15 protein-coding genes are annotated in these 15,159 nt (G+C 65.4%); 8 read left to right on the top strand and 7 right to left on the bottom strand.

The features are described from left to right. Nucleotides 1–95: 95 nt before the first annotated feature. The 3 genes from QX124_RS06530 to QX124_RS06520 are packed head-to-tail and all read left to right on the top strand — an operon-like array spanning nt 96 to nt 4,600. Entirely contained in the window at nt 96–1,217 is a 1,122-nt protein-coding gene (locus QX124_RS06530) for an efflux RND transporter periplasmic adaptor subunit (protein WP_315796698.1), read from the top strand. Next, a complete protein-coding gene (locus tag QX124_RS06525; protein ID WP_315796697.1) occupies nt 1,218–4,292 on the top strand; it encodes a CusA/CzcA family heavy metal efflux RND transporter in 3,075 nt (1,024 codons plus the stop codon). Next, nucleotides 4,289–4,600: a DUF3240 family protein gene (locus tag QX124_RS06520; protein WP_315796696.1), complete on the top strand. Its 312-nt coding sequence runs from the start codon at nt 4,289–4,291 to the stop codon at nt 4,598–4,600. Before QX124_RS06525 ends, QX124_RS06520 begins: the two co-directional genes overlap by 4 nt. A gap of 109 nt (nt 4,601–4,709) precedes the next feature. Here QX124_RS06520 and bfr read toward each other — a convergent pair whose 3' ends face one another. From bfr to QX124_RS06505, 3 genes are all read right to left on the bottom strand, one after another. Continuing rightward, nucleotides 4,710–5,195: a bacterioferritin gene (bfr, locus tag QX124_RS06515; RefSeq protein WP_315717837.1), complete on the bottom strand. Its 486-nt coding sequence runs from the start codon at nt 5,193–5,195 to the stop codon at nt 4,710–4,712. 120 nt (nt 5,196–5,315) lie between these two features. Beyond that, a complete protein-coding gene (locus QX124_RS06510; protein WP_315738584.1) occupies nt 5,316–5,600 on the bottom strand; it encodes a bacterioferritin-associated ferredoxin in 285 nt (94 codons plus the stop codon). Between the two features lie 188 nt (nt 5,601–5,788). Next, nucleotides 5,789–6,046, bottom strand: coding sequence for a hypothetical protein (locus tag QX124_RS06505; protein ID WP_315796695.1), 258 nt, complete (start codon nt 6,044–6,046; stop codon nt 5,789–5,791). A 181-nt stretch (nt 6,047–6,227) separates the two neighbouring features. On the opposite strand from QX124_RS06505, the gene QX124_RS06500 reads away from it, so the two are divergent. Continuing rightward, on the top strand, nt 6,228–6,566 hold the full coding sequence (locus QX124_RS06500; protein ID WP_315738586.1) for a hypothetical protein: 339 nt from the start codon (nt 6,228–6,230) through the stop codon (nt 6,564–6,566). 215 nt (nt 6,567–6,781) lie between these two features. Next, nucleotides 6,782–7,063: a hypothetical protein gene (locus QX124_RS06495; RefSeq protein ID WP_008964967.1), complete on the top strand. Its 282-nt coding sequence runs from the start codon at nt 6,782–6,784 to the stop codon at nt 7,061–7,063. 82 nt (nt 7,064–7,145) lie between these two features. Here QX124_RS06495 and QX124_RS06490 read toward each other — a convergent pair whose 3' ends face one another. The 3 genes from QX124_RS06490 to ettA all read right to left on the bottom strand — a co-directional run bounded on the left by QX124_RS06490 (nt 7,146) and on the right by ettA (nt 10,839). After that, a complete protein-coding gene (locus tag QX124_RS06490; RefSeq protein WP_315796694.1) occupies nt 7,146–8,333 on the bottom strand; it encodes a lytic murein transglycosylase in 1,188 nt (395 codons plus the stop codon). A gap of 132 nt (nt 8,334–8,465) precedes the next feature. Beyond that, a complete protein-coding gene (locus QX124_RS06485) occupies nt 8,466–9,044 on the bottom strand; it encodes a TIGR00645 family protein (RefSeq protein ID WP_315738588.1) in 579 nt (192 codons plus the stop codon). 145 nt (nt 9,045–9,189) lie between these two features. Then, nucleotides 9,190–10,839 carry an energy-dependent translational throttle protein EttA gene (ettA, locus tag QX124_RS06480; RefSeq protein WP_315755321.1) on the bottom strand — a complete coding sequence of 550 codons (1,650 nt, stop codon included), beginning with the start codon at nt 10,837–10,839 and terminating at the stop codon, nt 9,190–9,192. Nucleotides 10,840–11,144: 305 nt separating this feature from the next. Here ettA and QX124_RS06475 point away from each other — a divergent pair, with 305 nt between their 5' ends. Together QX124_RS06475 and QX124_RS06470 are read left to right on the top strand one after the other, a co-directional pair. Further along, on the top strand, nt 11,145–11,363 hold the full coding sequence (locus QX124_RS06475; RefSeq protein WP_315738590.1) for a hypothetical protein: 219 nt from the start codon (nt 11,145–11,147) through the stop codon (nt 11,361–11,363). A gap of 123 nt (nt 11,364–11,486) precedes the next feature. Then, entirely contained in the window at nt 11,487–12,449 is a 963-nt protein-coding gene (locus QX124_RS06470; RefSeq protein ID WP_315796693.1) for a D-2-hydroxyacid dehydrogenase family protein, read from the top strand. Between the two features lie 81 nt (nt 12,450–12,530). Here the strand turns inward: QX124_RS06470 and QX124_RS06465 are convergent, their stop codons facing one another. Beyond that, a complete protein-coding gene (locus QX124_RS06465) occupies nt 12,531–13,766 on the bottom strand; it encodes a L,D-transpeptidase (RefSeq protein ID WP_315796692.1) in 1,236 nt (411 codons plus the stop codon). 363 nt (nt 13,767–14,129) lie between these two features. Here QX124_RS06465 and QX124_RS06460 point away from each other — a divergent pair, with 363 nt between their 5' ends. Next, a complete protein-coding gene (locus QX124_RS06460; protein ID WP_315796691.1) occupies nt 14,130–15,152 on the top strand; it encodes a hypothetical protein in 1,023 nt (340 codons plus the stop codon). The last annotated feature ends 7 nt before the right edge of the window (nt 15,153–15,159 follow it).

The raw sequence follows: 15,159 nt of genomic DNA, 5'->3' as shown, positions 1-15,159 counted from the left end.
GACTAGCTCCGATTGACCTAAGTCAACAGTCGCGGAAACCGGCCGAAATAGTGTACAGAATGTGTCATGCATGAACCTGAAGATTCTTGATCGAGATGCCCAAGCGATTGTTTCACTGGTCCGCAGGCCGTCTGGCCCGGGCGTCTCTCGGGCTGGCTCTCGTTGTGGCGCCCTGCGCCGCGTCGGCCGATGATGAGCTGAAGCTCACGCCAAGCCAGGCGCAGAACCTCGGCGTGCGCGTGACGCATCCGATCTCCAGCCGGATGGACAAAACGCTGCCCTATCCCGCGCAGATCGTCATTCCCACGCCTCAACTGTGGGTCGTCAGCGCGCCGGTCGCGGGGATGATCACCAACCTCGCCGTTGCCCGCGGCGATCGCGTGACCGTCGGACAACCGCTGCTCACGCTGGAGAGTCCGAGCTTCGTCTCGCTCCAGCGCGATTACCTGCATGCGCTGGCCCAGGAGGTTCTCGCGGTTCAGCAGTTGAAGCGCAATGCCGACCTGTTCGAAGGCAAGGCCATCCCGCAACGCGTGCTGGAGTCGAGCCAGACCGAAGCGCGCCAGGCCAGCATCGTCGTCGCCGAACGTCGGCAGATGCTGCACATCAGCGGGCTGTCCGACGAAGCCATCGCCCGGCTCAGCAGCGAGGCGGCGATCAGCGCGACGCTCACCGTGACGGCCCCGCGCACGGCGTCCGTGGTCGAGCTCGCGGTATCGCCGGGCCAGCGCCTGGAACAGGCCGCGTCACTGGTGAAGCTCGCCCGGCTGTCGCCGCTATGGGCCGAGATCGCGATTCCCGCAACCAACATCGGCGCCATCAAGACCGGCGCCAAGGTCGACATCGAAGGCTATGCGACACCGGGCCAGGTCATCCTGGTGTCCGAGACGACCGATGCCGCCACGCAGACAATTCTCGTCCGCGCCGAGATTCCCAACAACGGCGAACTGCATTCCGGACAAATGGCGGCGGCCCGCATCGGCTTTGTCTCGGCAGGAGAAAGCGCGTGGGAAATTCCCTATAGCGGCCTCGTCCGGCGCGGTGAGCAGACCGCGGTGTTCGTCGCGACCGACGGCGGCTTCCGGCTCGTTGCGGTCACCCTGCTCGCGGAGGATCAGGATCACGTCGTCATCGCAGGTCCCCTCACGGACAAGAACGAGATCGCCATCGGCGGCATCTCGGCGTTGCGCGGCATCCTCTCGCGACTGGGGCAGTAGATGCTGCAACGGCTGGTCGCATTCGCGCTGTCACAGCGGCTCTTCGTCATCCTCAGCACGCTGCTGGTGATCGGCGCAGGCGCCGTTGTCTTGCCGAGCCTGCCGATCGATGCCTTTCCAGACGTCTCGCCGGTCCAGGTGAAGATCATCATGAAGGCTCCCGGCCTGACGCCGGAAGAGGTCGAGCAGCGCATCACGGTACCGATCGAGCTGGAGCTGCTCGGGTTGCCGAACAAGAAGATCCTTCGCTCGACCACGAAATACGCGCTGGCCGACATCACCGTCGATTTCGAGGACGGCACCGACATCTACTGGGCCCGCAATCAGGTGTCGGAGCGGCTGTCCAACATCTCGCGCGACTTTCCCGAGGGCGTGAACGGGGGCCTCGCCCCGATCACGAGCCCTCTGGGCGAGATGTTCATGTTCACGATCGACAGTCCCGAACTGTCGCTGGCCGAACGCCGGACCTTGCTCGACTGGGTCATCCGCCCAGCGCTGCGCACGGTGCCCGGAGTAGCCGACGTCAACGCGCTCGGCGGCTATGTCCGGGCCTTCGAAATCGTGCCGAGGAACGACGCGCTGGCGGCGCGCGGCATCTCGTCCGAGCTGTTTCGCAAGGCCATCGAGGCCAACAGCCGCAACGACGGTGCCGGGCGGGTCAACCAGGGCGAAGACAGCGCGCTGGTCCGCATCGAAGGCAGCATCCGCGGCATCGACGACATCCGGGCGATCATCGTCGACACCCGCGACGGAATCCCGATCCGGGTCAGCGACGTCGCAAGGATCAAGATCGGCGCACTCACCCGCTATGGCGCCGTCACGACGGACGGCAAGGGCGAGACGGTCGAGGGGCTCGTGCTCGGTCTGCGCGGCGCCAACGCCGGACAATTGGTGCGCGACGTTCGGGCCCGGTTGGACGAACTGAAGCCGTCGCTGCCGAGCAGCGTCTCCATCAACGTGTTCTACGACCGCAGTCGGCTGGTCAACCGCGCCGTCGGCACGGTGGTCCGGGCGCTGGGCGAAGCCACGGTGCTCGTTGTCGTGCTGCTGCTGCTGTTCCTCGGCAATTGGCGCGCCTCGCTGGTGATCGCGCTCAGCCTGCCGCTGGCGATCGTGATGGCGCTGATCGTGATGCGGGCTGTCGGCATGTCCGCTAACCTGATGAGTCTGGGCGGCCTTGCGATCGCGATCGGCATGCTGATCGACGCGCTGGTCGTGGTGGTCGAGAACATCGTCGGCAATCTCGCCAAGCACGATCACGGAAGCGCCACGCCGCTGATCCACGTCGTCTACCGCTCGGTTTGCGAAGTCCTGCAGCCGGTCGCCTCGGGCGTCCTGATCATCATCATCGTGTTCGTTCCGCTGCTCACCTTGCAGGGGCTGGAGGGAAAGCTCTTCATTCCGGTCGCGCTGGCGATCATTTTCGCTCTGGCCGCATCGCTGCTGCTTGCGCTGACGGTGCTTCCGGTCGCGACGTCCTTCGTGCTCACATCCGCATCGCATGACGATCCAATGCTGATCCGGGCAGCGCAGCGCGTCTACGCGCCCGCGCTCGACTGGGCGCTCGGGAACGAGCGCAAGGTGATCATCGCGGCGCTGGTCAGCCTCGTTGCCGCGGGATACGGCTACACCCAGCTGGGCAAGACCTTCATGCCGACGATGGACGAAGGCGACGTCATCGTTAGCGTGGAAACGCTGCCGTCCGTCAATCTCGACGAGTCCCTCGCCATCAATGCCCGGCTGCAGACGGCGTTGATGAAGGTACCAGACGTCGCCGGCATCATCGCGCGCACCGGCTCGGACGAGCTCGGGCTCGATCCGATGGGACCCAATCAGACCGACACGTTCCTGGTGCTCAAGCCGGCAGACCAGCGGCAGACCAGCGACCGCGATGTCCTGCTCGAGAAGCTTCGCGAGGTCCTGACCGGCTTCCCCGGCGTCTCGCTCAGCTTCACGCAACCCATCGACATGCGCGTGCAGGAAATGATCAGCGGCGTGCGCGGCGACGTCGCGGTCAAGATCTTCGGCCCGGACATCACCAAGCTCAACGAGATCGCAGCGAAGCTGTCGGCGATCATGTCCGACATCGATGGGGCCCAAGACGTCTACACGACGCTCAACGAGGGCGCGCAATACTACACGATCGCCGTCAACCGGATGGAGGCGGGCCGCCTTGGGCTCACCGTGGACTCGATCTCGGCCGCCTTGCGCACGCAGATCGAAGGCCGAACGATCGGCACCGCGCTCGAGGAGGGACGCCGGACGCCGATCCTGGTCCGCGGCGGCGAGACCACGCGGCAGGCTCCGACGATGCTGGCGGCGCTGCCGCTGACGCTTGCGTCAGGCCAGCATGTTGCGCTCTCGCAGGTCGCCCGCATCCAGAGGGTCGACGGCCCAGTGAAGATCGATCGTGAGGACGGCAACCGCATGAGCGTGGTTCGCAGCAACGTCCGCGGCCGTGACATGGTCGGCTTCGTGCAGGCGGCCCAGCAAAGGGTCGCAGCCGAGCTGCCGCTGCCGTCCGGCTATCGGCTGACATGGGGCGGGCAGTTCGAGAACCAGCAGCGTGCAGCCGCGCGTCTGTCCGTCGTTGTGCCGGTCGCGATCGGCCTGATCTTCGTGCTGCTCTTCACGACGTTCGGCTCGGTGCGCCAGGCCCTGCTCGTCCTCGTCAACATTCCCTTTGCGCTGATCGGCGGCGTGTTCGCGCTGGTCTCGACCGGCGAATACCTCTCCGTCCCGGCCTCCGTCGGCTTCATCGCACTGCTTGGAATCGCCGTGCTCAACGGCGTCGTGCTGGTGTCTCATTTCAACCAGTTGCGCGCTCACGGGCTCTCCGAGCAGCGCATCGTGGTCGAAGGCGCAAAGCGCAGGCTGCGGCCGGTGCTGATGACGGCGAGCATCACGGCGCTCGGATTGATCCCACTGCTGTTTGCATCCGGACCTGGATCGGAGGTCCAGCGTCCGCTTGCGATCGTCGTGATCGGCGGCCTGATGTCGTCTACGCTGCTGACGCTGATCCTGTTGCCGATCCTGTATCGCCGCTACGGCGCCGCTGCGAAGGACGCGACATGACCAGCCAAGCCGTCTGCGTGACACTGATCGTGCCGGATGCGCTTCGTGGCGAGGTGCTCGACCATCTGAGCGAGCAGACCGATCTGGTGAGCGGCTTTACAGCCTCTGATGCGTCCGGACATGGCGTCCGCGTCCGGCTGCGCAGCGCGTCGGAGCGGGTCAAGGGACATGCCGACGAGGTCGTCGTGCGGGTCGTGCTGCAGGGACAGGATCTCGAGCACCTGCTGGACCGGCTCAGGAACGCATTTGCAGGGACGAAGCTCGTCTATTGGGTCGTGCCCGTGACGGACTTCGGCATTATCGACTGAGCACGACTCTGGGCGCCCCTCACGTCACGGGGGCGGTCGATTCAAGGCATGAAACACCAGCCCTGAATCAACCCTGTACCGAAAGCGGACGACCGCCTCACCGTCGACGTCAGTGCTCGCTCTCGAGGCCGCCGACGTGCTTCTGCGTGTAAAGTTCGAGACCGATCCGGTTGATCAGGTCGAGCTGGGTCTCGAGGAAATCGATGTGATGCTCCTCGTCCTTCATCAGTTGCTCGAACAGGTCGCGCGACACGTAGTCCTTCACGCCGTGACAATAGGTTGCGGCTTCCTGATACAGCGTCCGCGCGCCGATCTCGGCGGCGAGATCGCACTCGATGATCTCCTTGACGTTCTGGCCGATGCGCAGCGGATCGAGCACCTGCATGTTGGGGAAGCCGTCGAGGAAGAGAATGCGGTCGGTGAACTTGTCGGCGTGCTCCATCTCCTCGATGGATTCCTTGCGCCAGACCTTCGCCATGTCGAGAAGGCCCCAATTGTTCAACAGGCGATAGTGCAGCCAATATTGGTTGATGGCAGTCAGCTCGCTGCGCAATCCCTTGTTGAGATATTCAATGACCTTGGGGTCGCCCTGCATGGATAAGCTCCGAAAAAGTTAGAGGCCGCAGGCGCTCAATAACAGGTTCGAAGTGCGGAGACGACCCCCGTTCATGTGCATTTTTAGGGCGGAAAGCACGCGACCGAGGGCAAACGCCTGTCAGCAGGCGGCGAGCGCGAACCGGCTCTGAAGGTCGTCATCGATCGCCTGCACCGGCGCCGCCCCATGATGGTGGCCGTGCTGACAGCCAACCTGGCAGGAGCGGGCGCAGGGACCCAGCGCCTCGTCGATGATCGTCTTGATCGTGCGCGCACAGCGGCCGCATTCCGCGCTGCACCCCAGGCAACCGTAGACCTGCTTGGGGTTCCGCGGCAGTTCGTCCGCAGACTTCACCGCGTTGCGGATGTCGTGATCGCTGATGACGTTGCAGGAACAAACAATCATGAGAAACCGGCCAATCGTCCTTGGTCAGGTATCGATAGTCATCCGCAGCTACCCGCGCAAAGGGAAAACGGCGCTTTTGAAGCGATTCCAATTTCCAGATCAATCTAGAACGACTCCAACTATGCGAGCTTGCCGCAGATCAAAGTCGTCGCCGGACGACCATCGAGTGGCGATCGAGCAGCCGGAACTCAGTCGCCACCACCCCCGTCGCCTCCACCACTGTCGCCACCGTCACCCCCGCCATCGATCGGGTTTCCCATGACGTCTGACGAGGTATTGGAAAACCAACTCGCAAGTCCGATCCCCTGGCCGTCGTGCGATGAGCTGCCGGAATCGCTGATGGTGGTGTCGGTGGAAGAGCGGCGGCGGTTGGGCCCGCGGTCGGCGCGAACCAGCAGCGCGTAGCAGATGGCCGAGGTCAGTCCGATCGCCACGACGATCGTCATCGTGGGAGTCATGCCTGCTCCGAACCGAGGTCGAATTTTGTGCACTGCAACATTGAACGCATCCTGGAGATGGGTCGTCCAATGGAACGCGCCCGTTCATTGATCATTCAAGCGGGATATGTGAACCTGCCGTATCGCTTGATGCGCGATCCGCCGACTTGGAGTGAGAGAGGTTAAGGTCATGAAGAAGACTCTTGCGGCCCTGGCCGCCGTCGCGACGCTGTCGACCGCAGCGCTGGCCCCTGCTCCTGCTGAAGCGCGCAATGGTCGTGTCGCCGCCGGTGTCGCTGCCGGCCTGCTCGGCGGCGCCCTCATCGGTGGCGCCATCGCTGCGGGCAGCAATCCCTATTATTACGGGCCGGGCTACTCCTACTCGCCAGGATATTCTTACGGGCCGGGCTACTCCTATTACGGCGGGCCTGCCTACGTCGCCGATCCCGGCTATGCCTGCTATTGGCAACGCCAGCGCTTCTGGGACGGCTACGGCTGGCGGCTTCGCCGCGTCCGCGTTTGCGAGTGATCGTTCACCTTCATTAATTCCATGACCTTGCACCGGAATTTCGAGAACGGCGGCCTCCACGGCCAGAAAAAACCGTTTTTCCGTCGCATCAGGTCGGACAGAGTTTACGAAGGGTTGACGGATTGTCGTGTTTTCTCACGATGCTGACGGCCCCTGATCGTGCGTGAATCACCAACCTGGTGCCCGCGAGGGCGCCTTCCAGGAGATCTCGGAACATGAAGAAGATCCTGACCGCAGTGCTTGCGGTTGCGACCATCGCCGGGTCGCTGAGCGTGACGGCACCAGCCGCCAAGGCTGGCGACGTGGGTGCCGGCGTGGCTGCCGGCCTGATCGGCGGCGCCCTGATCGGCGGCGCGATCGCGTCCAGCCGCCCGGCCTATGGTGGTCCGGTCTATGTCGAAGCCCCTCCGCCGGGCCCGCCGCCGTGCGTGTGGCGCCGTGAGCGCTATTGGGACGGCTACGGCTGGGTGTCGCGCCCGGTTCGCGTCTGCTACTGATCCTGACGACGCATAGCGTTGCAGCAAGCCCGGCCCTGCGGCCGGGCTTTTTGCTGCCGGCCAACCCGCTGAATTCGGTCGATCAGCGCGCGGCGTCGATCGCCTGCAGCACCGACTCGCTCGGCCAGCAGTCGACCTTCAGGCCCGCCTTCTTCTGAAATGCGCCGAGCGCGGCGCGGGTCTGCATGCCGGCCTTGCCGTCCAGCTTGTCGCCGTAGAGACCGAGCCGCGTCAGGCCCTTCTGCATCGCCTCGACGTCCTTGCTCCGAAGCTGCTTCGACGCCGCCCACGGCGTCGCGAACGGGGCCGGGCTCGTCATGCGGTCCGCGAGGTGGCCGACGAACAGCACGTAGAGATCGGAGAAATTGTACTCCTTGATGACGAAGTAGTTCGCCGTCGCCAGGAAAGCCGGACCATAGATGCCCTCAGGCTGCAGCAGCGACGCCGGCTGCCGCTGCTCGGCGGCGCTCAGCCGCTGGCCACGCACCGGGACGAAGCCGGCCCGCAGCCATTCGCCGATCGGCTTCTTCACCTCCGGCACACCCATCGCGCAATCGACATTGGCAGGCGGCTTGACCTCGTAGGCCCAGCGCACGCCGCGCTGCCAGCCCTTGTTCGCAAGCTGCAGCGCCGCCGAGCCCAGCGCGTCCGGCACCGAATGCCAGAGATCGACCTTGCCGTCGCCATCGAGATCGACGCCGTGCTTGTAGTACTCCGACGGCAGGAACTGGGTGAGCCCGACCGCCCCGCCCCATGAGGCCCTGAGATCGCCGCGCGACACGACACCGTCGCTCAGCATCTTCAGCGCCATGATGAACTCGGTGCGGTACTGGTCCTTGCGCCGGCCGACATAGGCCTGCGTCGCCAGCACGCGCAGCGCATCGTAGGGCAGCGCATAGCGGCCGAAATCGGTTTCGCGGCCCCAGATCGCGAGCACAACCGGCCCCGGCACGCCGAAGCGGCGTTCGATCTCGGCGAGCGCCGAACGATATTTCTGGATCAGCTTCTCACCATGCGCGGCCAGCCGCGCGATCGACGCTTCCTTGATGTAGTCGGCTGGCACCTGCACGAACTCGGCCTGCGCCGGCGCCCCCGTCGCGGGCCGGCCGGGCAGCAGCAGATCGGGAAGCTTGTAGTCAGGCTCCAACCCGCGCGTCTCGGCCTCGAACGTCGCGCGGGAGACGCCCTGCTCCTTGGCTTCGGGCCAGAGCGAGTTGACGAACTCCGTGAAGGCGGCGTCGGTCGCGCTCGCTTGGCCATCGCCAAACATGCAGAGCACCAGACCGACGAGAACGAGCCTGCGCAAACGGATTAGCAGCTGCCGAGCCATCCGATAGGGCTAGCACAGCCCGCGGCCGTTGTGAACGTCAGCAGACCGCGCGGCGGAACTCGAGGCTGCCGCTCAATGCCCCGCCTGCTTCGCCTCTTCGATCGCGGCATTCGACAATTTGTCGACCACGGCGATGCCGATCGCGGAGAGGATGAAGACCGTGTGGATGATCGTCTGCCACATCACGCCGGTCTCGGTGTAGTTCGACTTGCCCGACGAGAGCGCGCCGGCCTCGATGAAGGTACGGAGCAGATGAATGGAAGAGATGCCGATGATGGCCATCGCCAGCTTGATCTTCAGCACGCTGGCATTGACGTGGCTGAGCCATTCGGGTTCGTCGGGATGGCCCTGCAGATTCAGCCGCGACACGAAGGTCTCGTAGCCGCCGACGATCACCATCACGAGCAGGTTCGAGATCATGACCACGTCGATCAGGCCGAGCACCGCGAGCATGATCTGCTGCTCGGAGAAATCGAAGGCGTGAGCGAACAGGTGCCAGAGCTCCTTCAGGAACAGCACGACATAGACGCCCTGTGCGATGATCAGCCCGACATAGAGCGGTAGCTGCAGCCAGCGCGAGCCGAAGATCAGCATTGGAATGGGGCGCAGCGCTCCGCCCTTGGAGGACAGGGTCGCGTCGGGGGAAGACATGATGGGATTTTCTCGCGGCTGGATGGGATTGCGGAACGACTATCTACGCAATCACGTCGCACATGGAAGCGACAACTGGCCGCAGCCTGGGCGCGACGCTTTGTCCCGGAACGAAGACAGCGTCGCGCCTTGCGATGTCCTGAGATCAGCGCGTCAGCTTCTTGTACTTGACCCGGTGCGGAATCACGCTGTCCTGGCCGAGCCGGCGCATCTTGTCCTTCTCATAGTCCTGGAAGTTTCCTTCGAACCATTCGACATGGCTGTCGCCCTCGAAGGCCAGCATGTGGGTCGCGATACGGTCGAGGAACCAGCGATCGTGGCTGATGATGACGGCGCAGCCGGCGAAGTCTTCCAGGGCCTCTTCGAGCGCACGCAGGGTATCGACGTCGAGATCGTTGGTCGGCTCGTCGAGCAGCAGCACGTTGGACCCGGACTTCAGCATCTTGGCGAGATGCACGCGATTGCGCTCACCACCCGACAGCGCGCCGACCTTCTTCTGCTGGTCGGCGCCCTTGAAGTTGAACGACGAGCAATAACCGCGCGAGTTGACTTCCTTCTTGCCGAGCAGGATCAGCTCGTTGCCGCCGGAGATCTCTTCCCACACTGTCTTGTTGCCATCGAGCGCGTCGCGCGACTGGTCGACATAGCCGAGATGCACGGTCTCGCCGATGGTGATGGTGCCGGCGTCCGGCTTCTCTTGTCCCGTGATCATGCGGAACAGCGTGGTCTTGCCGGCGCCGTTCGGGCCGATGACGCCGACGATGCCGCCGGGCGGCAGCTTGAAGGTGAGATTGTCGATCAGCAGGCGATCGCCGAAGCTCTTGGTCAGCCCCTCGAAATCGATGACGTTGTTACCGAGCCGCTCGGCCACGGGAATGATGATCTGCGCGGTCTGGGTCTGCTTCTCGCTCGCCTTCTTGAGCAGCTCCTCGTAGCGCTGATAGCGCGCCTTGGATTTCGCCTGGCGGGCCTTCGGCGACGCCGCGATCCACTCCTGCTCGCGCGCCAAAGTGCGCTGGTGCGCCGCGTCCTCGCGGCCTTCCTGCTCCAGCCGCTTCTGCTTCTGCTGCAGCCAGGACGAGTAGTTGCCCTCGTAGGGGATGCCCTTGCCGCGATCGAGCTCGAGGATCCAGCTGGTGACGTTGTCGAGGAAGTAGCGGTCGTGGGTGACGATCAGGATCGCGCCCGGATAGTTGCGCAGATGGCCTTCGAGCCACGACACCGATTCGGCGTCGAGATGGTTGGTCGGCTCGTCGAGCAGCAGCAGCTCGGGCTGGTCGAGCAGAAGCCGGCACAGCGCGACGCGGCGACGCTCGCCGCCGGACAGCTTGGCGACGTCGGCATCGTCGGGCGGACAGCGCAGCGCATCCATCGCCTGGTCGACCTTGCTGTCGAGATCCCACAGGCCCTGCGCCTCGATCTCGTCCTGCAGCTTGGTCATCTCGTCAGCGGTCTCTTCGGAGTAGTTCATCGCCAGCTCGTTGTAGCGATCGAGAATCGCCTTCTGCTTGCCGACGCCGAGCATGACATTCTCGCGCACCGTGAGCTTTGGATCGAGCTGCGGCTCTTGCTCGAGATAGCCGACGCGGGCGCCCTCGGCGACCCACGCCTCGCCGGTATAGTCCTTGTCAATGCCGGCCATGATCTTGAGCAGGGTGGACTTACCGGAGCCGTTGACGCCGAGTACACCGATCTTGGCGTCCGGGTAGAACGACAGATGGATGTTATCGAGCACCTTGCGTGTCGGGTAGGTCTTGGACAGACCCTGCATGAAGTAGACGAACTGGCGCGCCATCGCGTGTCCCTTGAAGCCTGCCGGAATTTTCGGAAAATGGTTGCCGCTGATGTAACCGCGCGGTCCCCAAAGGGCAACCGGCGAGCCGGTCCTGACCGGAACAAATGCCGGGAGAATCACGGTCGTTCCTGCGCCGGGACGGGCCTCCCGCCCACGGACGAATACGGGTCCGTCACCTTGTGTGTGGCGGATCACGACAATTGCAACCATCTTTTAATTAATTCGGCGGGACACTCGGTCTCGGCCCGCAAGACCCCGCGCGCCCAAGCGGCAAAAGCCGCGACCGACAACAGCGAGAGCCCGTCATGGCAGCCTTCACCTCAGCCTCCCTGCCCGCTCCGGCGGCCCACCGCAACGACCGATCCGGGATCGTCGACGAGATCCGCGGCTTCTGGCGCGACTTCGTCACGCGAGCGTTCAACCCGTACCGACCGGAGCTGCATTACATGCGTGGCCCCGGCCCCGCGTGGCGCGCCAAATACGGCCATGACGCCGCGTTCCGGCTGAAGACCCGCCTCGACTGATATCGCCTGGTTCCGCGTCACAGCGGACGACGCCTTGCGCACCCAGCCCTTTGCGCGCAAGCATGGCTCCATTCCCGACGGCATTCATGATTGCCGCCGTTTCCCGATGAATGGACCTTGCCGATGACACGGCTGCGCTGTGCGATCCTCGACGACTATTACGATACGGCCCTCTCATTGGCCGACTGGCCCCGGCTGGCCGACAGAGTGGATGTGACGGCTTTCACACAGCCATTCGGCAACGAGGAAGCGGCCGCCGGCGCGCTCACCGACGCCGACATCATCTGTGCGATGCGCGAGCGGACGCCATTGCCGCGCTCCCTGATCGAGCGGTTGCCGAAGCTGAAGCTCCTGATCACCTCGGGCATGCGCAACGCCGCCATCGACATGGAGGCCGCCAAGGCGCGCGGCATCATGGTCTGCGGCACGCAATATGGTCGTGACCCCACCGCACCGCTCACCATGGGCCTGATCCTGGAGCTGACCCGCAGGATCGGCCAGGAGAACGCCCGCATGCATGCCGGCGAGCCTTGGCAGGCGCTGGGCGGCGTGGAGATCGAGGGCAAGACGCTGGGCGTGATCGGGCTGGGCAAGCTCGGCACCAAGGTGGCGGAGCTCGGCAAGGCGTTCGGCATGAACGTGATCGCCTGGAGCCCCAACCTGACGCCAGACCGCTGCAACGCGGCGGGCGTCGGCTACGCCACCAAGGAGGAGCTGTTCGCGACCGCCGATGTCATCACCATCCATGTCGTGCTCAGCGACCGCTCACGCGGGCTGGTCGGCTCCGCCGACCTCGCGCGGATGAAGCCGACCGCCTACCTCGTCAACACCTCGCGCGCACCGATCGTCGACGAGGCCGCGCTGCTGCAGGCGCTGCGCGACAAGCGCATCGCCGGCGCCGGCCTCGACGTGTTCTCGGTCGAGCCGCTGCCGGTCGCCCATCCGCTGCGCGGGCTCGGCAACGTCGTGATCTCGCCGCATCTCGGCTACGTCACCGAGGAGAGCTTTCGCGCTCACTACGGCCAGATGGTCGACTGCATCGCCGCCTGGCTCGCCGGGTCCGAGCCGCCGCGCCGGCTGGCTTAAGGCAGGCGAGAGCGGCTCACAAAGCAAAACACCCTCCGCAAGGAGGGGGTTTCCAACGGGCTCAGCTCGGGCAAACGCGCCTCAGCGGATCGTCACCGGCGGCGGCAGCGGCTGCATGTTGGCCGGCTGGCTAGCCGGCACGGCCGCCTGCGCCTGGACAGGCGCCTGAGCCGGTGAGGCCGCGGCGGCAGCCATGTTCTTGCCGGAACCCGGAGGCGCACCGCCCGGCATCACGACCACGCGGGTGCCGACCTTGACCCGGTCGAACAGGTCGGCGACGTCGTCGTTCAGCATGCCGATGCAACCGGACGACACGAACTTGCCGATGGTCGACGGCTGGTTGGTGCCGTGGATGCGGTACACGGTCGAGCCCAGATACATCGCGCGGGCGCCGAGCGGATTGCCGGGACCGCCGGCCATGAAGCGCGGCAGATAGGGCTGGCGCTCGATCATCTCGCTCGGCGGATACCAGTCCGGCCACTCGGTCTTCTTGGTGATCTTCTGCACGCCGGTCCAGGTGAAGCCTTCGCGGCCGACACGTACGCCGTAGCGCATGGCCCGGCCGTTGCCGAGCACCAAATAGAGGTAGGTGTTGGGCGTATCGACGACGATCGTTCCCGGCGGCTCCTTGGTGACGAAGTCGACCTCCTGGCGGCGCAGGTTCGCCGGCAGCGGCGCCGGCGCCGCATCGGGTTGTTCCTCAGGCGGCAGAGCTGCCACCGTCATCGGCCGATCTCCGGCGACCGGAGCCTGTGCGGCGCCCGCGACGGCGGGAGCGCCACCGACGGCGCCGGGCGGCCGCGGCGCGCCGGAGTCGCCACCAGGCGCGCTGTTGCCGTAGGCGCCACCATAAGCCTGTTGGCCGGAGGCGGGACGATCACCGTAGATCACCGGGGGCGGACCAGCCGGACGGCCGTAACGCGGATCATTCGGGGACATCACCGGGCCATTCGGAGCGGCGCCATAGACCGCCGCTCCGGCCGGACGCCCATATCGGGGATCGTCGGGAGAAAGGATGGGGCCGGTCGGAGCAGCAGCGCCATAGACCGGCGCATTGGCTGGACGACCGTAGCGCGGATCGTCCGGCGAGATCACCGGGCCGGGCGGCGGCAGGGCCGCGGAATTGCCAGGCGCATCCTCGTCGTCGAGCGCGTCGAAATCCTGCCCCTGCCCGCGCGCATCGGCCGGGTAAGGCGTCGGCGCCGGTGAATACGCTCCAGGCGCGGTCTGATAGACCTGCTGTGCCTCGGCAAACGAAGCTGCCGTCACGCCCGCTGCCGCGACCGCGCAAACCGTCAGGATTTGTCTGATCATCATCGCCCTTGCAGTATCCCCAAGCCGCCGATTGGGACCTTTGCTGTGCCAGATGGCCGAAGATAGCGGCGCATTCAAGACAATTCCGGCCAGAGCGGCCCGACTTCGGCAATTTGTGATCATGTCTCCGTCGTTGCACGGAAGTCTCACGCCGCCGAAAAAGTGCAGCGAAGCCCCGGCAAGCCCTATCGATGCCGTGATTTGCCGAGCGGGCCGGAACACTTCCGGTATTCTGACTTGAGCCTGATTCGCGATGCACGGCAGAAGCCGGCCTCGTCGCGGACGCGGCTATTCCCTGTGATCACCGCGTTCCCTACTGGCTCGAATGTCTCGGCAGTCCCGCTGCCGTGGCGAGAGTTACCGTCAATGCTTCCCGGCTTTCGTTTTCTGGTCGCCGCGATCGTCTGTTCCATTTCTCTCACCATCTTCGGCATGGGCGCTGCGGCTCTGTTGCGCGCCGCCCATGAGCAGTTCGCCAGCAACGCGTCCTGGCGCACGACTCAGGCGTCGGGCTTCACGACGTTCCTACCGCCGGCCGAACCCACGCCGGTGCTCGCGGTGCTGCGGGTGGATTCGATTCCGACACCGCCGGTGACGCCGCCGCCGGTCGTGGCCGATGCTGCCCCGGCAACGTCCGAACAGCCGAGCGCGCCGTCGACGGCGGCGCCGCTCACAGAAGCGCCCGAAGTGACCCCCGTTGCGGTGGCCACCGATCTGCCGACGCCCTCGCTGCCGGCGGAAACGGTCGACACGTCCCGCACCTCCGCCATTGTCGCGACCGCGTCCGCGACGAATGACCGGATCGAGAGCATCAAGCCGGAGCGCCCCATTCCGGACACGACCGCTTCGATCGTCGTTCCGGTCGAAAAAGCGTTCGACAAGCCGAGCATGGACAGCTCGCCCGAGATTGCAGCGACCGCCCCGCCGCGGGCGTCGCGTGAAGCTGCGGCCGCCGTGGTGGCACCGCCGCCGCCAGCTCGTCAGATCCTCGCCAGCGCCGATCCGATGATGACGACCGCAGCCGCCGCTTCAACCGCGCTCGCGCCCGTTCCGGCGGTGCCCGACCCGATCGCCGCCAAGCTCGCCGCACTGGCCGAACAGCCGGCTCATCAGGAGCGGCCCGCCGCCAGCGAGCATCGTGCCTCGGTGAAGGTCGCGAGCATTCAGTTGCGCCGAAGCATCCTCAAGAAGCGCCAGGCCCGCGAGAAGCAGATCGCGGCGCGCCGCGCCAACCAGCGGCGCATCGCACAGCGGCTCCGGTCGGCACGCCAAGCTGCTGCTGCTGCTGCTCAGCAACAACAGGCCGCATTCCCCGATCCGTTCGGGCAGCAGCCGTTCGGTCAACCACAGGCGGTCAGCCAGCAGGCGGCCGGGCCGCGCACACGGTAAAGAGGAG

The organism is Bradyrhizobium sp. SZCCHNRI3043 (assembly GCF_032377735.1).
Taxonomy (GTDB): Bacteria; Pseudomonadota; Alphaproteobacteria; order Rhizobiales; family Xanthobacteraceae; genus Bradyrhizobium.
This window is presented reverse-complemented; position numbering and strand designations above follow the sequence as displayed.